Source organism: Bradyrhizobium sp. CSS354 (assembly GCF_029051725.1).
In the GTDB taxonomy this organism is placed as follows: Bacteria; Pseudomonadota; Alphaproteobacteria; order Rhizobiales; family Xanthobacteraceae; genus Bradyrhizobium.
This window is the reverse complement of record NZ_JAACFU010000004.1, coordinates 260,212-281,491: the sequence shown is the minus strand read 5'-3', so window position 1 is coordinate 281,491 and position 21,280 is coordinate 260,212. Positions and strand designations below refer to the sequence as shown.

The window sequence follows — 21,280 nt, the reverse complement described above, 5'->3', positions numbered from 1 at the left end:
CCACTCTGCCCGCGGCTTCTGCGCAAATCGTCCAGGAGTCCTTTGGTCCGAGGACCATTCTAAATCGGCACTTACTGCGAGACAATGTTTCTCTGATACCGAATTCAGCAGTAAATCGACCAAGATTGACAGTTCTGTTTTAGAACTGTAGAAATAGTCTGCGGCTTGGATGATGGTCCGATGACCGGATTCAGACCTGACCGGGAGAAGACCCTTGCAAAAGAGAAATGCGACCGTGGCCGTGATCGGCGCCGGTGATTTTATCGGCAGCGAGATTGCAAAGAAGTTCGCCTCCGAGGGCTTTACGGTGTTCGCGGGGCGCCGCGACGGCGCCAAGCTCGAACCACTCGTCAAGGAGATCGAGCAGGCCGGCGGCGAAATTCACGCGCGCGCGCTCGATGCGCGCAAGGAAGACCAGATCATCTCGTTTCTCGGCGATGCCGACAAGCACGCCCCGCTCGAGGTTTGCATCTTCAACGTCGGCGCCAACGTCAACTTTCCGCTTCTGGACACGACCGAACGGGTGTTCCGCAAGGTCTGGGAAATGGCTTGCTATTCCGGCTTCCTCGCCGGCCGCGAGGCCGCGCGCCTGATGCTGCCCCGTGGCCAGGGCAACATCTTCTTCACCGGTGCGACGGCGAGCTTGCGCGGCGGCAGCGGCTATGCGGCCTTTGCCAGCGCCAAGTTCGGCCTGCGGGCGGTCGCGCAAGCCGCGGCGCGTGAATTGGGCCCGAAGAACATTCACGTGGCGCATCTGATCATCGATTCCGGCGTCGACACCGAATGGGTCCGGCAACGGCGGATCGAGGCGCTTGGTCCGAACGCGCTGGATAATCCCGACCTCCTGATGCCGCCATCGTCGGTCGCCGAATCCTATTGGATGCTCTATCAGCAACCCAAGAGTGCCTGGACCTTCGAGCTGGAGATTCGTCCCTTCGGCGAGAAATGGTAGCGAAGCCGGTTCACGATGGCCCGTGCAAGGGTTCAGACTGAAAAGGGTTCAGAATGAATTGCCGAAGCGGTGCTCTGGAAGTCCCTGTGCGATGCCATCAATGGCCAGAACATGACCCGCTCGGGGTTCGCGGCTCAATTGCTCGCGATCCAGAAATTTTCTGGCGGTCGTCACGAACAGTGTCTTCCAGATCGGTTCCGCCGAAGCACACGCAGGTCGGATTGGTCGCGGGCACTGGAATGACGGTGTCGATCCGGCCGTCCGGCCGATAGCGTATCACCCGGCCGCCGGAGAAGAAGGCGGTCCACAGTCCGCCGGCAACGTCGATACACGCGCCGTCGGGCCGCTCACCGGAGGCGCTGTAATCCGCGAACAACCGTCTGTTGCGGATCGCGCCGTCATCGAGATCGAAGTCGAACTGCCAGGTGCGGTAACACCTCGTATCCGTGAAATAGAGCGTGCGATTGTCAGGTGAGAACGCGATGCCGTTCGTCACGACGACATCGCCGAACATACGCGTCCGGCCGTCGGCGTCCACGCGATACAGCGCCCCGTTCGGCCGATGCAGCTGGTTGTCCATGGTGCCGATCCATAGCCGGCCCCGGGCGTCGACGCGTCCGTCGTTCAGGCGGTTGTCGAGGCCGCTTTCGATTTCGCAGAGCTGACCTGGAGCACCGTCACCGGACGCGCGGCGATAAAGGCCCAGATCCTGCGCGAGCAGGTGGGAGCCATCCGCCGTCAGAGCCTGGCTGCCGAGGAAGTTGCATGCGTACGGAACAACCTGATGCGCGCCTGTTGCCGGATCGAACGATTGATGTAGCCGCCGGTCGATGTCGACCCACCACAGCTTGCGGGATCGATCGCACCACAATGGCGTCTCGCCGAGGGTATCGCCTGCGGCGACCGCCGTTTCGACGCGATGCGCGGGGACCATGTGGGGAGTCATTCCGCTATCCGATTGCAGCCACGAGCGCTGGCGATCAGCCCTCGTTCCAGGAGGCGAGGGCGTGCGCGACGCAGCCGTTGATGTGCTCGGTGAGCACGGCCTTGGCGCTTTTGATGTCGCGCTTGAGGGCGCAGTCCAGCAGCGCCTTGTGCTGATTGATCGTCTCCGCGCCGCGGTAGCGCAGCGCATAGCGGAAATATTTGTCGAACACGACCGCGTGCGTCTGCATCAGCTCGCGCGAACCGCAACTCGAGATCAGCGCCTGGTGGAATTCGCCGTCATAGCGTTTGCGCAGCTCGGGATCGTCGCCTTCGCTCAGCACGGTGCGTTCGGTCGCCGCCAGCTTGTGATGCGCCGACACCACGCGGCCTTCCCACTCCACGTCGCCGGCGCGGAACGACTCGGCCATTGCATGATGCTCCAGCAGGATGCGGAGACCAGCGAGCTCACGCAGGTTCTGGATGGATATCGGCGCCACCTCGAAGCCCCGCTGGCCCTCGGCAACCACGAATCCCTCGGACGTCAGACGATTGAGGATCTCGCGCAGTGTGCTGACGCTGAGGCCGTAATCTTCCTTCATGGCATCGAGCTTGAGGCGTCCGGATGGCGTGAGCACTCCGAAAATGATGTCGGCCCGGATGCGCTGATAGCCGCTGTCGCCTGCCGACAGGGGCCGTTCCTCGAGTGACGTCATGCCTTCTGATCCCGCCTGTCCCGATCGCCGGCCACTTCGGAGGGCGGCCGAACCATCAATGTTGCCAGCACTATAGCAGATTTTCGGTGTATGACGTACTGCAAATCATCATATGAAATAGGTATCATCATTTGACATGGAAATATATGTGTGGTGTCTAAATAGGCTGAGGGTACGAAAAATAATGGCTTAAGCCGTCGTTCGTGCCCGTCCGAACAGGGAGGAAACGATGAGCTTGTTGGTACGGGCGCTGTCTGCGACGGCGATCTGCGTGGCGCTGACGGTCGGTGCATCCGCTCAGGAGATTCAGGAGCGGACGATCAGGTGGGGACACCTGAACAACACCGATCACCCCGTCAGCGCGGGGGTGCAGAAATTTGCGGAGATCCTGCTGGCGAAGAGCGGGGGCAAGATGAAGGTCCGTGAGTTCGCGGCCTCGCAGCTCGGCAACGAGCTGCAGCAGCAATCGGCACTGCGCGGCGGTACCCAGGAAATGCTGTCGGCCTCGACGACGTCGCTCGCAACCGTAGTGCCGGAGTTCGGCCTCATCGACTTTCCATTCATCGTGAAGACCATCGAGCAGGCCGACGCGCTCGGGACCGGCAAATTCGGCACGTCAATGCTTGATACGTTGCCGTCGAAGGGGCTGATCGGTCTGGGATATTGGGGCCTCGGCTTCCGCAACGTCACCAACAGCACGCGGCCGATCACCAAGGTCGAGGATTTCAACGGCCTCAAGCTTCGCGTCATTCCGAATCCGGTCTACCTCGAGACCTTCGGATCCTTCAAGGCCAATCCCGTTCCGATGGCCTTCGGCGAACTTTATTCGGCGCTGGAGACGCGCACCGTCGATGGCGAGGAGAACCCCTTCACGGTCATTCTCTCCAACAAGTTCTACGAAGTGCAAAAATACGTTTCCGCCACGAATCACACCTTCACCCTGAACATCATCCTGGTGAGCAAGGCCTTCTGGGACAAGCTTTCGCCGACCGAGCAGCGCCTGATGCGCGAGGCGTACGAGGAAAGTCGAGGCTATCAGAAGGAGCAGACGCGCCTTCAGACCGAAAAGGCCCTGTCGGAACTGCAGGCGAAGGGCATGCAGTACAACACCGTCGCGCCGGAAGAGCTCGATCGGATGCGCAAGACGGCGCAGCCGGTGGTCGACAAGATTGCCGCCAATCTCAAGCCGGAGGCGGTCAAGCTGTTCAACGACGAACTCGAGCGCATCCGCAAGGACGTGAAGTAGTCGATCTCGTCAGTATGCAAGAGGCGGAGCCGACCGGTCGGCCGGCTCTCGAATTGACTTTGCCTGGACGGCCCGTATGGCACGATTGCTCGACCTCTATTGCGCCCTGCTGAAGGGCACCATCGCCGCATTTCTTGCGGTGATGGTGGTGCTGGTGTTCGGCAACGTAGTTCTGCGCTACGGCTTCAACTCCGGTATCGCGATTTCCGAGGAGCTGTCACGCTGGCTCCTGGTCTGGCTGACTTTCCTCGGTGCGGTCGTGGCAATGCGTGAGCACGCCCATCTGGGAGTCGACGCCATCGTGCGGATGCTGCCGGCCGTCGGCAAGCGCTTCTGCTTCATCATCAATTACTGCCTGATGCTGTTCGCCGATTGGCTTCTGCTCTCGGGAAGTTGGCGGCAGACGATCATCAATATCGACGACCGCGCGCCGGCGACCGGCCTGTCGCTTGGCATCTTCTATGGCGTCGGCGTGATCTTCGGCGTTTCGGCCGGAGTGATCCTTCTCTACGACCTGTTCCGTGTCATCTCCGGACAGGCCAGCGAAGCCGACATGGTTGCCGTCAGGGAATCGGAGGAGCACTGATGCTGTCTCCCCGTATCGTGCCGCCCGGCGCTCACATCCTGAAAATCACCGGGATCACGCCATGACGATTGCCGTCTTCACCTTCTCGCTGCTCGGCGCCATGGCGCTGGGCATGCCGATCGCCTTTGCGCTGATCGTCTGCGGCGTGGCCTTGATGAGCACGATCGACATGTTCGACGCCCAGATCGTGGCGCAGAACGTCATCAACGGCGCGGACAGCTTTCCGCTGATGGCCATTCCCTTCTTCATGCTGGCCGGCGAGGTCATGAACAAGGGCGGTCTGGCCAAGCGAATCGTCAACGTTGCGCTCGTCGCCGTCGGACACTTTCGGGGCGGACTCGGTTACGTCACGATCCTCGCGTCCTGCATCCTCGCGTCGCTCTCGGGCTCTGCGGCGGCCGATGCCGCGGCGCTCGCCGCCCTGCTGGTGCCGATGATGGTGGCGGCGGGCCACAAGAAGTCCTATGCGGCGGGCCTGGTGGCGGCCGGCGGCATCATCGCGCCCGTGATTCCGCCCAGCATCGGATTCGTCATCTTCGGTGTCGCCGCGGGCGTGTCGATCTCAAAACTGTTTCTGGCCGGGATCGTCCCGGGGATGTTGCTCGGGGCAGGGCTCTGCCTGGCCTGGTGGTGGGTGGTGCGCCGGGAGAACCTGACGCCCCCGCCAAGAGCATCGCTCTCGGAAATGGTGAAAGCAGTGGTCGACGGCTTCTGGGCGCTGATGCTGCCGGTGATCATCGTCGTCGGCCTGCGCTTCGGCATCTTCACGCCCACGGAAGCCGCAGTGGTCGTCGCCGTCTATTCGCTGTTCGTCGCGACCTGCATCTATCGGGAATTGAAGCTGTCGCAGCTTTATCAGGTCTTCGTCTCCTCGGCCCTGACGACGAGCATCGTGATGTTTCTCGTGGCAGCGGCGCTGGTGTCGTCCTGGCTGATCACCGTGTCCGAGATTTCGACACAGATCGTCGCCCTGCTGAAGCCTTTCATGGGCAACAACACGCTCCTGATGCTGGCGATCATGGTCGTGGTGGTGATCGTGGGAACGGCCCTCGACATGACACCGACCATCCTCATCCTCACGCCGATCCTGATGCCGATCGTCAAGGCGGCGGGAATCGATCCCGTTTATTTCGGCGTCCTCTTCATCATCAACAATGCGATCGGCCTGATCACGCCGCCGGTCGGCATCGTGCTCAATGTGGTTTGCGGTGTCTCCAGGATCAGCATGGAGGACATCGTCAAGGGCGTCTGGCCCTTCTTGATTGCACAATTGATCGTCCTGTTCGCGATGGTGCTATTCCCGGGACTGGTGACGATCCCGGCCAAATGGTTTGCCGGCTAGATGCGTCGGCAGCAAACGAAGGAAGAACGAAAATGGCCGCAAGGATCATGATCCTCAACGGACCCAATCTCAATTTCCTCGGCATCCGCGAGCCCCACATCTACGGCTCGACGACGCTTAGGGAGATCGAGGCGAGCTGCCAGGCGCTGGCTGATCAGCTCGGAGTTTCGATGTCGTTCCATCAATCGAACATGGAGGGCGAACTCGTCACCCTGATCCAGTCCGCTCAGGGCAACGCGGACGCCCTCATCATGAACCCCGCGGCCTATTCATTCACCTCGATCGCGCTGATCGATGCGCTGAAGATTTTCGAGGGTGTGAAGATCGAGGTGCATATCTCCAACATTCACGCGCGGGATGAGCTGCACCGCCACTCGATCACGTCGAGCGCCTGCACGGCGGTCATTTGCGGACTAGGTTCGTATGGCTATCTCGCCGCGATGCTCGCGGCCGTCCAACGGCTGGGGCAATTGCCTGAGACCATTGCACCGGCTCTGCACGGGCTTGCGGCCGGCGGCAAGGCGTAGGCATGGAGGGCGGGATGCGCGGCACGGGATTTCTGGCCATCTGGAGCGACGTCGAGGCTCACGACCTGACCGACTACCGGCACTGGCTGACGCGTGAGCACACGACCGAGCGCGTGACGACGAGGGGCTTCCTGGCATCGCGTGTCTTCCGCGTGGCAAGGGACGACATCAACCGCTTCTTCATTCTGTATGAGCTGGAGACGCCGGAGGTCCTCGACGGCGAGGCCTATCTGGCGCGCCTCAACGCACCGACGCCGTGGTCACAGCGCATCATGCCGAAGCTCGGCAATTTCATGCGCGGCGGCGGCGTCATGATCGCGCGGGGAGGGCGAGGCGAGGGCGCCTCGGTCGTGGCGCTCCGGATCGAGACATTGCCGAAAGATCCTCGGGGTCTGGCTCAGGCGCTTGTTGGGTGCGACGGGGTTGCCGCCGTGCAGATCGGCGCGACCGACGAGGCGCGGACGTCGGTGCGGACGACCGAGAAGGGCATGCGGAAGAACGAGGGCTTTTTCGCCGGGCTGTTGCTGATCGAGGCGCTCGACGTCGCGTCGTTGCGGGCTGCCTTGCAGCGGGCGAGCGAGCTTGCGCCCGACGCCATGGCCGGGGCGAGCGAGCCGGAAGTTTATCAAAGCATGTTTGCGCTCGACGCCCGTATCGCGGATTTCGGCTGATGACGTTCTCGCTCGCCGCGTTGACCGTGCTCGAGCTTGCGCCGCCCGAGATGATCGAATTGGCGGCGCATTGCGGCTACGAAAAAGTCGGGCTCAGGCTGTTGCCTGCCACGCCTGGCGGTGTTGCCTATCGCCTGATGGACGATGCGCCGCTCCTGCGGGAGACGCTCCGGCGATTGGAGTTGACGGGGGTGACTGTCGCCGATCTCGAGGTCGTGGCGTTCAGACCGGAAACCGAGATGGCCTCGTTTACGCCCTTCTTCGAGGTAGGTGCGCGCCTCGGCGCCAAACACATCCTCGTCGCGGCCTATGATCCGGATCTGGCGCGGTTTTCGGATCGCTACCAGCAATTTTGTGAGGCGGCAGCAAGCTACGGCCTCACCTCCGACCTCGAATTCATGCCCTGGACGAGCGTTCCAGACCTGAAGACCGCGATCCGGATCGTCGGCGACGTCGATCGTCCCGGAGCCGGCATTCTGGTCGATGCGCTGCATTTCGATCGGTCGCAGAGCTCGCTTGCGGACCTCCGCGCCATCCCGGCGCAACGCTTTCACTATTGGCAATTATGCGATGGCCCCGCCGAACGCCCATCGACCACTGAGCAGCTCATCCATGCCGCTCGCGAGGAGCGGATGTTTCCGGGCGAGGGCGGAATAGACTTGATGGGGCTTGCAAGCGCGATGCCGCATGACCTGACCATCAGCATCGAGGTTCCGACCGTTCAACTGGCAAAGAGCGTCGACGCCGCGTCGCGAGCACGCCGGGCGTTGGCGGCGGGCAAAGCCGTCGTGGAGCGGGCGCGCAGCCAGAGGTGAGAATTCGGGACGAAAGGGTAGTTCGGGATGCCGCAAGCCGATCGCTCCTGGGACGTCGAGACCGATCTCCTGGTCGTCGGGGCGGGTGCCGCAGGCATGACGACATCGCTGGTGGCTGCCCTCGAAGGGCTCGACGTGATCCTTTGCGAGAAGTCGGACACGGTCGGCGGTACGACTGCGACCTCCGCCGGCACCATCTGGATTCCGGGCAATCGGCAGGGACTGCTTGCAGGGATCTCAGACTCCATCGAGGCGGCGCGGGTCTATCTTAAAATATTGCTCGGCGAACACGCCGCGGACCCGCGTGTGGATGCATTTCTCGAGGTGGGTCCTCTCATGCTTGATTATCTCGAGCAGAGGACGAGCGTACGTTTTGCGGCGCCGCCGGTACATCCTGACTACAAGAATCTTCCTGGGGCAGCGATCGGTGGTCGTGCTCTCGGCGCCGTTCCGTTCGACGGCCGCAAGCTTGGCAAGGACTTCGAGCGCATTAGGCCCCCGCGGCGAGAGTTCATGGTCCTCGGCGGCATGATGGTCGGGAAGGCGGACATTCCGGCGTTGCTGGCGCCATTCCGCAACTGGACCAACTTTAGGCATGTCGTTGGTCTTCTCGGTCGGCATTTGCTCGATCGACTTCGCTACAACCGCGGAACGCGTCTGATCATGGGCAACGCTCTCGTCGCGAGGCTGTTTGACAGCCTCCGTCATTCCGGCGTGGATCTGCGATATGAGACTGAGCTCAGCGAGCTCATCCGGAGCGGCGACGCAGTCGTCGGGGCCGTTTTGTCATCGCCCTCAAGAGCATGGGCAATACGTGCCCGCAAAGGCGTGGTGCTGGCAACGGGAGGCATCGGCTGGAGCCGCGAACTTCGCGAAAGGTTTTTCCCCGAGGCCGCGCACCGATTTTCACTCGCGCCTTCGTGCAATACCGGGGACGGCCTGCTCGCGGCCGAACGCGTCGACGCGGTGATCGAGCGCGATTTCGACAGCCCCGCCTTGTGGATGCCGAGCTCGGTCATGACGCAAGCGGACGGCCACGTCTCGGTATTCCCGCACATTATGCTGGATCGTGCCAAGCCGGGACTGCTTGCGGTGAACAAATCCGGCCGCCGTTTCGTGAATGAAGCCGACTCCTATCACGACTTCGTGGAAGCGATGTTGCGATCGGACTCGTCTTCCGTATTGGCTACGCCGGCTTTCCTGATTTGCGATCGCGCCTTTGTCAGCGACTATGGCATTGGTCTCGTTCATCCCGGGACGAGGGATTTGGATAAATTTCTGAAGGCTAAATATCTGCTGGCAGGCGAAACGATTGAAGCACTGGCCGAAAACATCGGCGTCGATGGCGGCGAGCTTGCTCAAACGATTGAGCGATACAATCGCTATGCCGAGAGCGGTGTGGACGAAGAGTTCGGCCGCGGTTCAAGCGAGTTGAACCGGTTCAATGGTGATCCCCGGAGCACGCCAAACCCGTGCCTGCGGCGGGTCGGTCCTGGGCCATACTATGCCGTCGCAGTATGGCCGACGGATCTCGCTAGCAGCGCCGGCTTGTGCACGGATTCAACCGCCCGCGTCTTGTCTAGCCGTGGGATGGCCATACCCGGACTCTACGCCGTCGGTACTGATTCATCCTCCATCTTTCGAGGCACTTATCCGGGTCCGGGCACGATGATCGGGCCTGCGATGGTATTCGGATGGTGCGCGGCAATGCACGCCGCGGGGGCTTCAGCTCAGGAAGAAGGCAACTGAAAGCCGGTCCTTCGCTGCGCCGAGCTAGGAACTCTTGCGCACCATCGAGGCTTGACTCAGCGGGCCAGCGTCGCCGCCGATTTGCTGGCCTGCACGGCCCCGCCTCCAAGCCCCCATACCCCCCAGGGTGGGGCCGTGTCTCTTCGCAGGAGATGCAATGCCTGAGCCGACCGATCACGACATCAGAGAACGCGCGCACCGGCTATGGGAACGAGCTGGCAAGCCGGAAGGTCGCGAGGAAGAATTCTGGCACGCGGCCGAGCAGGAGCTACGCAACGAGGACAAGTCGAACCCCATGCGGACGCCGGATACGCTGTGACCAACAAGAGCTGCCCATTCTGCTATGGTCTGGGATGGGTCTGCGAAAACCATCCGCTCCGGGCCTGGAGCGAGGAATTGGGTGGCTGCCGGTGTGGTGAGGGCATGCCCTGCACCTGCAACGCGACGGAAGATCCCGAAACAAGGGCGGTGATCGTCGAAGCTGACACGACGTGGCATTGAAGGTCCTGGCATTCAAGGCGGAACAGAGCCTTCCAACAGGAATTGAGGTTGTGAGCAGCACGGGCTGCGACGCAGCCCATGGCTACGGCGGGGTTTGCGGTGGACGAGCGGCAAAAGATAGAGCACCAGATCGAACTCGCAACGCGAGCGGCTGCGCTCGTCAAAGACGAAACCACTGTCCAGCGATTCAGGAACTTTGCCGAGGAGCTGAAGCAAAAGCTGCTTCGCATGATGGGGCGCGGCAAGGTGCGAGCGCGCGCTTACGAGCTCTGGGAGCAGGCCGGTCGTCCGGCCGACCGGGACGTGGAGTTCTGGGTCGAAGCGGAACGGCAGATCGAAGAAGAGCGGGACCAGCGGAGGCTCTCGGATCCCTCAGACAAACGATAGAAAGCGAAGCGATAGGACGAAACGATACACAAAGAAAAAACCGCCGAGTTCTTCCCCGGGCGGTTTCAAAAGTCCGTAGCTGTTGGTCGCCAGCCTCGTGCGTACCGCCGTTACCTTGTTTGCGGCCATGCAAGTTCATTCTAGGCCAAGGCGCTCGATTCTGCTGTGACCTGAAGCACACATATGAAGGACGATGTCGGGAAGCTTGGGAGGGCAGCGACTTTGATGGACCTGTCCCGTCACTGCCCTACGCGCCGGCCGCGACGCCCAGGCGGCCTATGCCTGGAAGCTTCAGCGCGGGGCGGCGGATGTCGAGGCCGAGCACCGCGCCGAGGAAATTGATCTCGACTCCTTCGACCCAGCCGATGGTCATGCCGAGATAGCCCGACAGCGAGGCGTAGAGCCCGGTGCCGGACGCCGTGATGCCGGCCCAGCGTCCACTGTAGGGAAAGTCCTTGCCGATGGCGGTCGGCGGCAGCACGGCGCGCAGCTCGGGAACGGCGTCCAGCGCCGCCTGCACGAAGGTGTTGGAATTCGGTCCCGGCCAGGCGCTGTAGTCGCCATAGGCGCGGAACTTGTAGTTCTCGATGACGGCGCGGATCTTCGGAATCAACGCTTCGGCCCGCGCGCCGTCGACCGCGACGACGGTTTCCGGGAGGGCGCCGAACCAGCGGCCGTCCGGCGCAAAGCCGTTGCTGCGAACAGGGTCGCCCCAGGCCGTATAGTCGTATCGGCTGTAGGTCGCGGCACCCTTCTCCTTGACGACGATCCAGGTGTGGACGGCAAAAATACTGCGCCAGCGAACCGTGCGCGCGGCGAATACGCGGATCAGCGCGTCCGGATTGGCGGATGCGGGCGGCAGCAGGCCGGCGCTGGAGCGATCCGCTGTCTGCCAATTGCCGCGGCCGTCGCCGCGCAAATAATAGCGGCCGGCCGACATGGCGATCGGCAGGAAGATCAGCAGCAGGAACAGAATCAAGGATTTCCTCAAGGGCAAACGGCGGTCAGGCGGGACGATGCCACCAATATAGTTCGCAAGGCACGCCGCGCCAGCGCTCTCCTGCTCTTGCATTCGGGTGGTGCGGCCATATGTTGCGTCCATGAGGAAGTTGTCGCTCGTCGAGGACCAGGCCATCCAGGCGCGAATCGCGTACATCGCGGGCGCCGAGATTTTCGATCGCCTGTTCGCCGGCATCCGGTTCGACGAAATCGACGGCAATCTGCTGTTTGCCATTGCCAGCGACGAAGACTGCGCGGCCGAGATCGAGGACGAGTTCTCGCACCAGCTCGCCGTGGTCGCAACGCAGATCCTCGCGCAGAGCGTGGACGTGGTCGTGGTGCTGCCGAAGGTCCTGCAATAAACAGCTTGCTGCCCGGCAGCCTTCTGCCCGTTAAGGCCGCTTGCCTTCGCCCTCTGTCTCTGCTTTTCAACGCAATTGCAAAATTGTAATGACGTCATTGGGCGCTCAGGCCCGAGGCGCGTTATCGACGGAGCTCGACGGGAGGGCTCGTCGTCGCTCGCCTCTATTTGCGAAACAAAGTTGGATACACATTGGCGCCCACCAGGAAAGCCCGGGCCACGACCGGCGCGATAAAGACAAAAAGCAAGAGCTCCAAAAGCAAAGGCTCGATAAGCAAGAGCGCGATAAGCAAGAGCGCGAAAAGCAAGAGTTCGAAAAGTACCAGCTCGACAAGCAAGCGCGCGGACAAGAGCGCCTCGCGCTCCGCGGTCGCCTCCTCATCGCCGCTCGGCATGCTGGCGCTGCATCTGCTCGAGCAGTGGGAGAAGTCCGGCCGCGACGGCCTCGTCTTCCTCTGCGACGACGAGAGCAGGGCGGAGCGACTGGGCGGTGTGATCCACGCCCTCGATCCCGCGGTCGATGTGCTGGTATTTCCGCGCCTGAACACGTTGCCCTTCGACGGCCTCGAGCCATCCCGCGAGATCGCGGGCCGGCGCAGCTCGGTGCTCCGGCGTCTCGCCAAGGCAAAGAAGCCCGTCTTCCTGGTCTCCACCGCGGAAGCCATCATGGAACGGCTGCCGCTGCCGGCGAGCTGGTCGCGGTCCAGCCTCACTTTGAAGGTGGGCGCGCCCTATTCCGAGACCGAGCTGGAGACGCGGCTGGAAGCTCTCGGCTACGATCTCGACGAAGAGGCGGAGTATCCGGGCGGCGTCCTGTTCCACGGCAAGACGTTCGAAGTGTTTCCCGCCGGCGCGCTCGCTCCCTTCCGGATCGAGCATTCCGGAGACACGATCCGCAAGATCGTCGCGGTCGATCCGATCGAGCACGAGGTCGTCTACGAGACCGCCGAATTGATCATCGATCCCATGTCCGAGCGGATCGCGCTGGGGGCTACGCGCGGACAGCGGGCGACGCTGCCTGATTATTGCAGCCGCGCGCGATGGATCGCGGATGCCGGGGTGTCGACACACGCCGAGAGTTGGCTGGGCACGATCGAGGACGCCGCCGGCCGCAGGGATGCGGAGCGCGAGTATCTGGGGCAGGCGGACTGGAAGCAGCTGAAGAGGCGCATCAGCGTGCTGCCGCGCAAGGCCGCCTTCATCTCGACGCCTGAGTTCTCGAAGCTGGCATCGCCGCGCAAGGCGCTTCGCGCCTTCGTCGACGACATGCAGCGCGGCGGATCGCGGCTGCTGTTCGTCGCGGCCGTCGAGGACGACCTTCGCGCGATGGAGCGCATGAGCGGCATCAAGGCGGAGCGCCTGGCCGATTGGAGCGAGGTGACGAAGGCACGGAGCCGCGAAGGCGCGCTGCTGGCGGATTTCGACGCGGGGTTCATTGGCGCCGGCCGCAAGCCGCTTGTCGTCGTGACCGCGTCCGACGTGCTCGGCAGCCGGGCCCATCATCCCCAGCCGATGGCGCGAGCCTGGAACCCGGCGTTCGATCATCCTGATGTGCCCGAAAAGGGCGCCGCCATTGTCCATCTGCAACGCGGGCTAGCCGTGCTCGATGGCTTGCAGACCCTCGACATGGGCAAGGGATCGCGACGCGAGATGATCAGGCTCAAATTCGCGGGCGACAATGCCGTGCTCGTACCGCCGTCCGATCTTGCCGTGATCTGGCCCTATGCCGGCGAACCCGGCAAGCTGACGCTGGACAAGGCGGACGGCAGCAGCTGGTGGGCGCGGCGCACCGAGGCGGAAGCGGAAATCCAGGTCGCCGCCAAGGCGCTCGCCAAACACATCAGCCAGCGCCTCCGCCGTCGTGCACCCAAACTGGTGCCGCCGGGACCGGCTTACGAAAAATTCGTCGCGCGGTTCCCCTATTTCACGACCGTGGACCAGGGCCAGGCGATTCAAGACGTCCTCGACGATCTTGCGGCCGGCCATCCCATGGACAGGGTGATCTGCGGTGACGTCGGCTTCGGCAAGACCGAGGTCGCGCTGCGGGCGGCGGCCGCGGTGGCGCTGTCGGGCAAGCAGGTGGCAATCGCGGCGCCGACGACTGTGCTGGCACGACAGCATGTCGAAACCTTCCGCAAGCGGTTCGGCCCTCTCGGGATCGAGGTGGGAAGCCTGTCGCGGGCCAGTTCAGGCCCGGAGACGCGAGAGACCAAGGAGGGGCTGCGGCGCGGCACGCTGAAAGTCGTGGTCGGCACGCAGGCGCTTGCGGCAAAGGACGTGAAGTTCGCCGACCTCGGCCTCGTCATCATCGACGAAGAGCAGCATTTCGGGGCGGCGGAGAAGGTGAAGCTTTCAGGCCTCGCCAAGGGCGCCCATTCACTGTGGATGAGCGCCACGCCGATTCCGCGCACGCTCGCGGCGGGACTTGCCGGCTTCAGGGATCTCAGCGTGATCGCCTCGCCGCCGGTTCATCGCCTTCCCATCGTGACCAGGATCGCGCCGCTGTCCGACGCTGCCATCGCCGCGGCGCTGCTCCGCGAGCGCAGGCGGCACGGTCAGAGCTTCCTGATCTGCCCGCGCATCCAGGATCTGGAGCCGATGCTGGCGCGGGTGCAATCGGTGGCGCCGGAGCTGCGCATCGTCTGTCTTCACGGCAGATTGCCCGTGGACGAGATCGACGACCGCATGATGAGTTTCGTCGATGGCGAAGCGGATGTGCTGCTGGCGACCAATATCGTGGAAAGCGGTCTCGATATTCCGCGCGCAAACACCATCGTGGTGTGCTGGCCCGAAAAATTCGGACTTGCACAGCTGCATCAGCTCAGGGGGCGGGTGGGACGCGGCGGCACGCGCGCGTTTGCTCATCTGCTGACGGAATCGACCTCGGAGCAGTCCGAGAAGCGGCTGGCGGTACTGGAGGAGTTCAGCAAGCCGGGTGCCGGCTTTGCGATCAGCGAGCGCGACCTCGACCTCAGGGGCGCCGGCGATCTGTTCTCGGAACAGCAGTCCGGGCACGTCCAGGTGTTCGGACCGGTGCTCTACAGTCATCTGCTGAAGCGGGCGTCCGAGCGAGGCAGCGATACCGGCGCCGATCTGTGGGTGCCCGATCTCAATATGCCGTTGGCCGACATGCTGCCTGAAGGCTACGTGCAATCGGAAGCGGTCCGGCTCGAGATCTATGGCCGCGCTGCCAGGTGCCGGAGCGACGACGATCTGGAAGATCTGGAGGAGGAGATCTCGCGTCGTTTCGGCAGGCTGCCGCCGGAGGCCCGCGACTTCTTCGCATCCGCCAGGCTCCGGATCGATTGCAAGCGGCGCGGCATCGTCAGGCTCGATGTCGGGCCCGAGGCCGTCGCCGCGACGTTCCTGCCGGGGCGACTGCGGAAATCCAGGGGAAAGTCGGAAGGCCGATCGCTGCAGCGCGACGGCGACCGCGTCGTCTACGCTGGTCGCCGTGATCAGGACCCGTTCAGGCGCGTCGAGGAATTCCTCGAACTCCTCGACACCTGAGGATTATTCGGTCTGCTCGACTGCCGCCGGCATTTTCGCCACCGACATCAGCGAGCGGGCCACCTGGTTGAGGAGCTGATCGGCGTTCTCCTCCTCGGCGAGCGATTTCGACAGCAGGGCGACGACGGCACTGTGGCGAAGCTGCTGGGCGAGGTTGCGCGCCGTGGTGTAGCCGGCGATCTCGTAATGCTCGACGCGCTGCGCCGCGCCGATCAGAGCAAGGTCGGCCGCCGCGTCCTCCTTGTCCTCGCCCTCGGCCATGATCTCCTGGCCCTCCTCGACGAGGCCCATCATGCCCTTGCAGGGCTTGGCGCGGGCGGATTTGCCGAGCATTTCGAAGCACTCGTTGATGCGTTCGACCTGCGCTTCGGTCTCGGCGAGGTGCTGCTCGAACAGCTCGCGCAACTGGTCGAAGCGGGCGGCCTCCGCCATCTTGGGAAGCGCCTTGGTTAACTGCTTCTCGGCATGCAGGATATCGCGCAGCTCATTGATGAGCAGATCGCCGAGACCCGCTTCGTCCGCGGGCGGCGAGCTCTCGGTGACGATGGCTGAGGCCGGACCGGGTTCGCCCGCCTGGATCGCCGGCGACTCCGTGAAGACCCAGTCGCCGCCCTCGTTCCAGGGGCCGCGCGTGTCGATCTCGCCATGATCGCCGGCGCCGGTGGAATCGTTGAAGAACTGGTCGACGAGGCCGGGCGTCGGCGCGATGCGGCCGATGCTGAACGCAGGCTTTTCCATGCTCTCGAGCGCCAGCGCGAACGCTTTCATGTGCGTGATCTCGCGCGTCATCAGGAACTGCAGCGCGTCCTTGCTGCCGGCGTCGTCGCAAAAATTGATCAGCCGCTCATAGACAATCTTGGCCCGTGCTTCTGCGGCGATGTTGCTGCGCAGATCGACGTCGAGCTCGCCGGTGATCTTCAGATAGTCGGCGGTCCAGGCATTTCCCTGCGAGTTGAACAGATTGACCCCGCCGCCGCCGGCGATGGCGATGAGGGGATCGGCTTCGGCCGCCTGGCGGTCGAACTTCGAGGGCTTGAGATGCATCCGCGCCAGCGTGCCCACAACTTCGAGGTGGCTGAGCTCTTCGGTGCCGATGTCCATCAGCAGGTCCTTGCGATCGGGATCCTCGCAGTTCAACCCCTGGATCGAGTACTGCATCGCGGCCGCGAGCTCGCCATTGGCGCCGCCGAACTGCTCCAGCAGCATGTTGCCGAAGCGGGGATCCGGCTCGTCGACGCGAACGGTGAACATCAGCTTCTTGACGTGGTGATACATGGAGGGACTCTCGGATTGGAAGGACAGGAAAAGAAGGTGTCTTCCGAACGGGCGGCTTCAGCGTTCGTTCCTCGCGAAACGACCTGCGCCGATGATATCAGGCGCAGGTCGTTCGAAGTCGATCGGCAGGATTGTGGACGTATTCGTTTAGCGCTGGTCCGGACGCTTGGCGGGCGGCCCACTCTTGTTGCCTGGTGCGCCCTTGATATTCGACGGGTCCTGCGATTGCACGGCGGTGTTGCCAGTGGAGCTTGTCGAACTCGATCCGACGGTTTCACCGGGCTTGGCGGCCGGACCGTTCTTGTTGCCGGGCTGTCCGGCAATGCCGGCACCCGAATTCTGCGCACTCGGCGCGGACGAAACGTCAGGCTTGCTGGCCTGCGCCCAGGCTGCTCCAGGCAGCGCGAGAGCGGCGAGGATAACGGCACCTGTGAACTTCATCTCGGTGTTCTCCGACTGATGCCCCATCTACTCGAACGCCGGTAACCTGCGTGCGTTCCCTGTCGTCATCAACTCGACAGCGTCGGCACCGTGTCACGCCGAACTATCCCGGCAACGGCGCCTCCACGACGTCCAGCAGCGCGCCGAGGCCCTGTCGCAAACGGCGCGTGGCGATGCTCTCGGTGGCGAGACCGAACACCACGAGGGATCGCCCGGTCATCGCATAAACGTGCCCGAAGTCGAACGCGGGCATCTGCCCTTCCGGTTGATTGGTGTCGATCAACCCGACCCAGCTGCGTCCCTCGGCGACGGCAGGCAAGGTGAAATTGACGACGTCGTGATGGGCGTTGTAGATCAGCAGCATGGTTGCGTCCGAGCCGCGGCGCTTGATCCCGGTCTCCTGGGCGCGGCCGTCGAGCAGCAAAGCAAAACATTTGGCGTTGCCGTCCTGCCACTGCTCGGTTGTCATTTCCTCTCCGGACGGCGCGAGCCACGTCACGTCCTTGACGTCCAGCTCTTCGTTGTGGGAGCCGACCAGAAAGCGGCTGCGGTAGAGAATCGGAAATGCCTTGCGCGTGGCGATCAGCTTGCGCGTGAATTCGCGAAGGCTGCGGCCGTTCGCGGTGATGCCCATCCAGTCGAGCCATGTGGTCTCGTTGTCCTGGGCGTACGCGTTGTTGTTGCCGTGCTGGGTGTGTCCAAATTCGTCGCCGGCAAGCAGCATGGGCGTGCCGTGAGACAACAGCATGGTTGCCAGCAAATTGCGCTTCTGGCGCTCGCGCAGCGCAATAATGTCCGGATCGTCCGTCGGTCCCTCGGCGCCGCAGTTCCAGGAATGATTGTTGCTGTGGCCGTCGCGATTGTCCTCGCCATTGGCTTCGTTGTGCTTGTCGTTGTACGAAACGAGATCATTGAGATTGAAACCGTCATGGGCGGTGACGAAGTTGACGCTGGCCCACGGCCGGCGGCCGCGCTTGTTGAAGAGATCGCCGGATCCCGACACGCGCTTGGCAAAGTCCGCGATCGTGCCTTCGTCGCCCTTCCAGAAGGCGCGCACGGTGTCCCTGAACTTGTCGTTCCATTCCGCCCATCCCGGCGGAAACTGACCGACTTGATAGCCGCCCGGACCGATGTCCCAAGGCTCGGCGATCAGCTTGACGCTGGAGAGCACGGGGTCCTGGCGGCAGGCATCGAGGAAGCCGCCGCCTTCGTCGAACCCGTAGGGCTCCCGTGCCAGGATGGTGGCGAGGTCGAAGCGGAAACCGTCGACCCTCATCTCGGTCGCCCAGTAGCGCAGGGAATCGGCGACCAGTTGCAGCACGCGCGGGTGCGACAGGTTCACAGTATTCCCGGTACCGGTATCGTTGATGTAGTAGCGCTGCTTGTCTGGCAGCAGGCGGTAATAGCTGGCGTTGTCGATGCCCTTGAGCGACAGGGTCGGGCCGAGTTCGTTTCCTTCCGCGGTGTGATTGTAGACGACGTCGAGGATGACCTCGATGCCATGGGCGTGGAACTGGTTAACCATGGCTTTGAATTCGTTCGCGAACGGCGTCTTGAGGTAACGCGGCTCCGGCGCAAAGAAGGCAAGGGAGTTGTAGCCCCAGTAATTGCGCAGGCCTTTCTCGACCAGGTAGCTGTCGTCGACGAAGGCATGGATCGGCAACAGTTCTGCACTGGTGATACCGAGCGATCGCAAATAGGCCGGGACCTCGGAATGCGCAAGACCGGAGAACGTGCCGCGGTCCGCATCCGGCACCAGCGGATGCAGCTGGGTAAAGCCCTTGACGTGCATCTCGTAGACGATCGTCCGCTCCCACGGCACTTCCGGTTTGCGCGCGGCGCCCCAGGTGAAGGCGGGGTCGATGACGCGGCATTTCTGCATCAAGGGCGCGCTGTCGCGTTCGTCGTAGGAGAGATCCTTGTCGGCATGATCGAGCTGATAGCCGAACAGCTCCGGTCCCCAGCGCAACCGGCCGACCAGCTGCTTGGCGTAGGGATCGAGAACGAGCTTGTTGGGATTGAAGCGGTGTCCCGCGTCGGGTTCGTAGGGGCCATGGACGCGGTAGCCATAGACGGTGCCGGGACGGGCCGCGGGCAAATAGCCGTGCCAGACTTCGTCGGTATATTCGGGGAGCTCGATCCGCTCTGATTCGGTCTCGCCGTCGTCGTCGAACAGGCAGAGCTCGACCTTGGTGGCATGGGCCGAAAACAGCGCGAAATTGACCCCGAGCCCGTCCCAAGTGGCGCCGAGCGGAAACGGCTTGCCCTCGCTGATCCGGGAGCGGCGCAGGCTGGAGGCCGCTCGCGTCAGGGCGTCATCCGAATGTGCTTGTTGATCCATCGTTCCCCCCGAACAGCCCCTCAAGAATTTGGTGCAGTTGCCGTCACTTCCGCGTCGCCTGCTCGCCGACGGTCGCCGAAGCGATCACGGCGACAGGAGGCACATCGTCCGGCTTGGGCAGCGTGGTTGCCCTTTGCAGCGCCGCCTCCTTGCTGATGGCCGCAATCGAGTTGCCGGTCCGCTCGACGATGCTGGTCAGCTCCGCGTCGGACAGTCCGAGACGTTTTCTAACGAGGCGCACCTGGGTACGGTCGGCCAGGTCGAGCTTGTTGCGGATCGGTTGCGGCTTCGAGCGGCGCATGGCGAAAACTCCTGTGTAGAGTTGCAACCGCCCCCCAAGTGATTCCGTTCCCTGCTTGCCTTGCAGTTGCGCGTCTAGATCGAAGATTTGTAGATCGCCGCGTACGATTTGGCCGAGTGGGTCCAACTGAAGGCCTGTGCCATGGCCGCGCGGCGCATGTGATCGAGGCGGTCCTTCATGCCGAAGGTGGAAAAGGCCCGGCAAAGGCTTCCAAGGAAGCCGGGGGCCGATGCGCGGTCGAACAGGAATCCGGTCTCGCCGTCCACGATCGTCTCCGCGAGGCCGCCGGTACGATGGCCGATAGGCAGCGAGCCGAAGCGCTGGGCGTACATCTGGCTCAGCCCGCAGGGTTCGAAGCGCGACGGCATCAGGGTAAAGTCGCTGCCGGCGAAGATCTTTCATGCCTCGGCGTCGTCGAAGCCGATCTTCACGGCGATCGAGCGCGGCGCGCGCACCTGTGCCTGCAGCAGCGCCTCCTCGAACCGCGTTTCGCCCTTGCCTGTCACGACAATCTGGCCGCCCGCATCGACGATCGCTTGCGCACTCTCGATCACGAGGTCGACGCCCTTCTGGTGCACCAGGCGCGCCACGAGCGCGAACAGGGGACCTCTTGAGACCGCCAGTCCGAACTGTTCCCTGACATCGTCGGCGTTCAGCGACCGTTCGGTCCAGTCCCCGGCGCCGAACGACTGGAACAGCGAGGGGCAGGTGCGCGGATCCCAGCTCTCGTCGATTCCGTTCAAGATGCCGGAAAGCTGGTTGCGATCGGCCCGTTGCCGCAACAGCCCTTCGAGACCGCAGCCGAACTCGGCGGTGGTGATTTCGCGGGCATAGGTCTGGCTGACGGTCGTCAGGTGGGAAGCGTAGACCAGGCCGGCCTTGATGAAGGACAGACGATTGTAGAATTCCACGCCGTCGATGTTGAAGCTCGCCTCGGGAATGCCCAGCGGCGCGAGCGAGCTGCGGTCGAAGACGCCTTGATAGGCCACATTGTGGATCGTGAACACAGTTGGAATGTGCGCGTAGTGCCATTCCAGATAACCGGGGATCAGCGCGCATTGCCAGTCATTGGCATGGACGAGATCGGCGGCCCAATCCTTGTCGACCAATCCTCTCGCGACCTGCGCTGCGGCATAAGAGAAGGTCGCGAACCGGACATTGTTGTCGCCCCAATCGGCCCCGCGGCCATCGGCATAGGGGGTGCCGTCTCGTTCGTACAGCGCCGGGCACCGGACGACGTAATAGGTCATGCCGTCGGCGGTATGCCCGAGATCGATCGCGAAGGCCGGAAGGGCCGCGAATGGCTGGCACCATCCGACGGTCGTAAGGTCTTGTAACCCGCGCAGGACAGCCGGATAGCCGGGGATGATGACGCGGACGTCGGCAAAATCGCGCAAGGCGCGCGGGAGAGCCGCCGAGACGGCGGCGAGTCCACCCACTTGAATGAAGTCTGATACTTCAGGCGCCGCGAAAAGGATCCGCATGCGCTAGGCCCCCCGGCCCAAGGGACAACACCGGCCTCTGCCAACCATCTTCGAAATTCCAATTGCGCTTCCCCAACGGAGCGCAAATCCTGAATTCCGCACCGCAACACAAGTTCCTAACTTTCGCCACCGATCAGACTTTTTCGTCCTCG

The 21,280-nt window shown here is 63.1% G+C and carries 20 protein-coding genes and 1 pseudogene; 12 read left to right on the top strand and 9 right to left on the bottom strand.

Annotated elements, in window-relative coordinates; translation table 11 throughout:
• Positions 1-214 precede the first annotated feature (214 nt).
• Positions 215-952: an SDR family oxidoreductase gene (locus GWG67_RS11325; protein ID WP_007614048.1), complete on the top strand. Its 738-nt coding sequence runs from the start codon at positions 215-217 to the stop codon at positions 950-952.
• A gap of 97 nt (positions 953-1,049) precedes the next feature.
• Here the strand turns inward: GWG67_RS11325 and GWG67_RS11320 are convergent, their stop codons facing one another.
• Complete coding sequence (locus tag GWG67_RS11320; RefSeq protein WP_275169424.1) at positions 1,050-1,898, bottom strand: SMP-30/gluconolactonase/LRE family protein; 849 nt, start codon at positions 1,896-1,898, stop codon at positions 1,050-1,052.
• A gap of 34 nt (positions 1,899-1,932) precedes the next feature.
• Positions 1,933-2,592 (bottom strand): GntR family transcriptional regulator, encoded by a 660-nt coding sequence (locus tag GWG67_RS11315; RefSeq protein WP_275169423.1) that lies wholly within the window; start codon positions 2,590-2,592, stop codon positions 1,933-1,935.
• Between the two features lie 229 nt (positions 2,593-2,821).
• On the opposite strand from GWG67_RS11315, the gene GWG67_RS11310 reads away from it, so the two are divergent.
• The 9 genes from GWG67_RS11310 (at position 2,822) to GWG67_RS11270 (ending at position 10,416) form a co-directional block, all read left to right on the top strand.
• Positions 2,822-3,838 (top strand): TRAP transporter substrate-binding protein, encoded by a 1,017-nt coding sequence (locus GWG67_RS11310; protein WP_275169422.1) that lies wholly within the window; start codon positions 2,822-2,824, stop codon positions 3,836-3,838.
• Positions 3,839-3,914: 76 nt separating this feature from the next.
• Positions 3,915-4,424 carry a TRAP transporter small permease gene (locus GWG67_RS11305; protein WP_275169421.1) on the top strand — a complete coding sequence of 170 codons (510 nt, stop codon included), beginning with the start codon at positions 3,915-3,917 and terminating at the stop codon, positions 4,422-4,424.
• Positions 4,425-4,485: 61 nt separating this feature from the next.
• Positions 4,486-5,766, top strand: a complete 1,281-nt coding sequence (locus tag GWG67_RS11300) for a TRAP transporter large permease subunit (protein WP_275169420.1) — start codon at positions 4,486-4,488, stop codon at positions 5,764-5,766.
• A gap of 32 nt (positions 5,767-5,798) precedes the next feature.
• Entirely contained in the window at positions 5,799-6,293 is a 495-nt protein-coding gene (locus GWG67_RS11295; RefSeq protein WP_275169419.1) for a type II 3-dehydroquinate dehydratase, read from the top strand.
• A gap of 14 nt (positions 6,294-6,307) precedes the next feature.
• Complete coding sequence (locus GWG67_RS11290) at positions 6,308-6,964, top strand: hypothetical protein (RefSeq protein ID WP_275169418.1); 657 nt, start codon at positions 6,308-6,310, stop codon at positions 6,962-6,964.
• Positions 6,964-7,779, top strand: a complete 816-nt coding sequence (locus GWG67_RS11285) for a sugar phosphate isomerase/epimerase (protein WP_275169417.1) — start codon at positions 6,964-6,966, stop codon at positions 7,777-7,779. The genes GWG67_RS11290 and GWG67_RS11285 overlap by 1 nt, the downstream gene beginning before the upstream one ends.
• A 27-nt stretch (positions 7,780-7,806) precedes the next feature.
• On the top strand, positions 7,807-9,528 hold the full coding sequence (locus GWG67_RS11280; RefSeq protein WP_275169416.1) for an FAD-dependent oxidoreductase: 1,722 nt from the start codon (positions 7,807-7,809) through the stop codon (positions 9,526-9,528).
• Positions 9,529-9,685: 157 nt separating this feature from the next.
• Positions 9,686-9,847: a DUF2934 domain-containing protein gene (locus tag GWG67_RS11275; protein ID WP_081747976.1), complete on the top strand. Its 162-nt coding sequence runs from the start codon at positions 9,686-9,688 to the stop codon at positions 9,845-9,847.
• A gap of 260 nt (positions 9,848-10,107) precedes the next feature.
• A complete protein-coding gene (locus GWG67_RS11270; RefSeq protein ID WP_275169415.1) occupies positions 10,108-10,416 on the top strand; it encodes a DUF2934 domain-containing protein in 309 nt (102 codons plus the stop codon).
• Positions 10,417-10,663: 247 nt separating this feature from the next.
• Here the strand turns inward: GWG67_RS11270 and GWG67_RS11265 are convergent, their stop codons facing one another.
• The gene (locus tag GWG67_RS11265) at positions 10,664-11,395 is read right to left on the bottom strand and encodes a DUF3750 domain-containing protein (protein WP_275169414.1); all 732 of its coding nucleotides are present in this window, start codon (positions 11,393-11,395) and stop codon (positions 10,664-10,666) included.
• 121 nt (positions 11,396-11,516) lie between these two features.
• On the opposite strand from GWG67_RS11265, the gene GWG67_RS11260 reads away from it, so the two are divergent.
• Positions 11,517-11,777: a hypothetical protein gene (locus GWG67_RS11260; protein ID WP_007614033.1), complete on the top strand. Its 261-nt coding sequence runs from the start codon at positions 11,517-11,519 to the stop codon at positions 11,775-11,777.
• Positions 11,778-11,940: 163 nt separating this feature from the next.
• On the opposite strand, the gene GWG67_RS38935 is transcribed toward GWG67_RS11260, so the two are convergent.
• Entirely contained in the window at positions 11,941-12,171 is a 231-nt protein-coding gene (locus GWG67_RS38935; protein WP_342761030.1) for a hypothetical protein, read from the bottom strand.
• Between GWG67_RS38935 and GWG67_RS11255 the strand changes: the two genes are divergently transcribed.
• Complete coding sequence (locus tag GWG67_RS11255; RefSeq protein ID WP_342761029.1) at positions 12,170-15,286, top strand: DEAD/DEAH box helicase; 3,117 nt, start codon at positions 12,170-12,172, stop codon at positions 15,284-15,286. The two genes, GWG67_RS38935 and GWG67_RS11255, sit on opposite strands and share 2 nt — an antisense overlap.
• Positions 15,287-15,289: 3 nt before the next feature.
• On the opposite strand, the gene GWG67_RS11250 is transcribed toward GWG67_RS11255, so the two are convergent.
• From GWG67_RS11250 to glgA, 5 genes and pseudogenes are all read right to left on the bottom strand, one after another.
• Positions 15,290-16,561, bottom strand: a complete 1,272-nt coding sequence (locus GWG67_RS11250) for a DUF892 family protein (protein WP_275169412.1) — start codon at positions 16,559-16,561, stop codon at positions 15,290-15,292.
• 147 nt (positions 16,562-16,708) lie between these two features.
• Positions 16,709-17,002: a hypothetical protein gene (locus tag GWG67_RS11245; RefSeq protein WP_275169411.1), complete on the bottom strand. Its 294-nt coding sequence runs from the start codon at positions 17,000-17,002 to the stop codon at positions 16,709-16,711.
• A 103-nt stretch (positions 17,003-17,105) separates the two neighbouring features.
• Entirely contained in the window at positions 17,106-19,343 is a 2,238-nt protein-coding gene (glgX, locus tag GWG67_RS11240) for a glycogen debranching protein GlgX (RefSeq protein ID WP_275169410.1), read from the bottom strand.
• Positions 19,344-19,386: 43 nt separating this feature from the next.
• Entirely contained in the window at positions 19,387-19,644 is a 258-nt protein-coding gene (locus tag GWG67_RS11235) for a DUF3606 domain-containing protein (protein ID WP_275169409.1), read from the bottom strand.
• Between the two features lie 74 nt (positions 19,645-19,718).
• Positions 19,719-21,128: pseudogene (gene glgA, locus GWG67_RS11230) on the bottom strand (glycogen synthase GlgA).
• Positions 21,129-21,280: the final 152 nt, after the last annotated feature.

Bases quoted from the DNA above. Each gene is read 5' to 3' on its own strand.
- GWG67_RS11235 (WP_275169409.1), bottom strand. From the start codon at position 19,644: ATGCGCCGCTCGAAGCCGCAACCGATCCGCAACAAGCTCGACCTGGCC.
- GWG67_RS11300 (WP_275169420.1), top strand. From the start codon at position 4,486: ATGACGATTGCCGTCTTCACCTTCTCGCTGCTCGGCGCCATGGCGCTG.
- GWG67_RS11280 (WP_275169416.1), top strand. From the start codon at position 7,807: ATGCCGCAAGCCGATCGCTCCTGGGACGTCGAGACCGATCTCCTGGTC.
- GWG67_RS11320 (WP_275169424.1), bottom strand. From the start codon at position 1,898: ATGACTCCCCACATGGTCCCCGCGCATCGCGTCGAAACGGCGGTCGCC.
- GWG67_RS11310 (WP_275169422.1), top strand. From the start codon at position 2,822: ATGAGCTTGTTGGTACGGGCGCTGTCTGCGACGGCGATCTGCGTGGCG.
- GWG67_RS11255 (WP_342761029.1), top strand. From the start codon at position 12,170: ATGCTGGCGCTGCATCTGCTCGAGCAGTGGGAGAAGTCCGGCCGCGAC.
- GWG67_RS11305 (WP_275169421.1), top strand. From the start codon at position 3,915: ATGGCACGATTGCTCGACCTCTATTGCGCCCTGCTGAAGGGCACCATC.
- GWG67_RS11275 (WP_081747976.1), top strand. From the start codon at position 9,686: ATGCCTGAGCCGACCGATCACGACATCAGAGAACGCGCGCACCGGCTA.
- GWG67_RS11270 (WP_275169415.1), top strand. From the start codon at position 10,108: ATGGCTACGGCGGGGTTTGCGGTGGACGAGCGGCAAAAGATAGAGCAC.
- GWG67_RS11250 (WP_275169412.1), bottom strand. From the start codon at position 16,561: ATGTATCACCACGTCAAGAAGCTGATGTTCACCGTTCGCGTCGACGAG.
- GWG67_RS11285 (WP_275169417.1), top strand. From the start codon at position 6,964: ATGACGTTCTCGCTCGCCGCGTTGACCGTGCTCGAGCTTGCGCCGCCC.
- GWG67_RS11245 (WP_275169411.1), bottom strand. From the start codon at position 17,002: ATGAAGTTCACAGGTGCCGTTATCCTCGCCGCTCTCGCGCTGCCTGGA.
- GWG67_RS38935 (WP_342761030.1), bottom strand. From the start codon at position 12,171: ATGCCGAGCGGCGATGAGGAGGCGACCGCGGAGCGCGAGGCGCTCTTG.
- glgX (WP_275169410.1), bottom strand. From the start codon at position 19,343: ATGGATCAACAAGCACATTCGGATGACGCCCTGACGCGAGCGGCCTCC.
- GWG67_RS11260 (WP_007614033.1), top strand. From the start codon at position 11,517: ATGAGGAAGTTGTCGCTCGTCGAGGACCAGGCCATCCAGGCGCGAATC.
- GWG67_RS11315 (WP_275169423.1), bottom strand. From the start codon at position 2,592: ATGACGTCACTCGAGGAACGGCCCCTGTCGGCAGGCGACAGCGGCTAT.
- GWG67_RS11290 (WP_275169418.1), top strand. From the start codon at position 6,308: ATGCGCGGCACGGGATTTCTGGCCATCTGGAGCGACGTCGAGGCTCAC.
- GWG67_RS11295 (WP_275169419.1), top strand. From the start codon at position 5,799: ATGGCCGCAAGGATCATGATCCTCAACGGACCCAATCTCAATTTCCTC.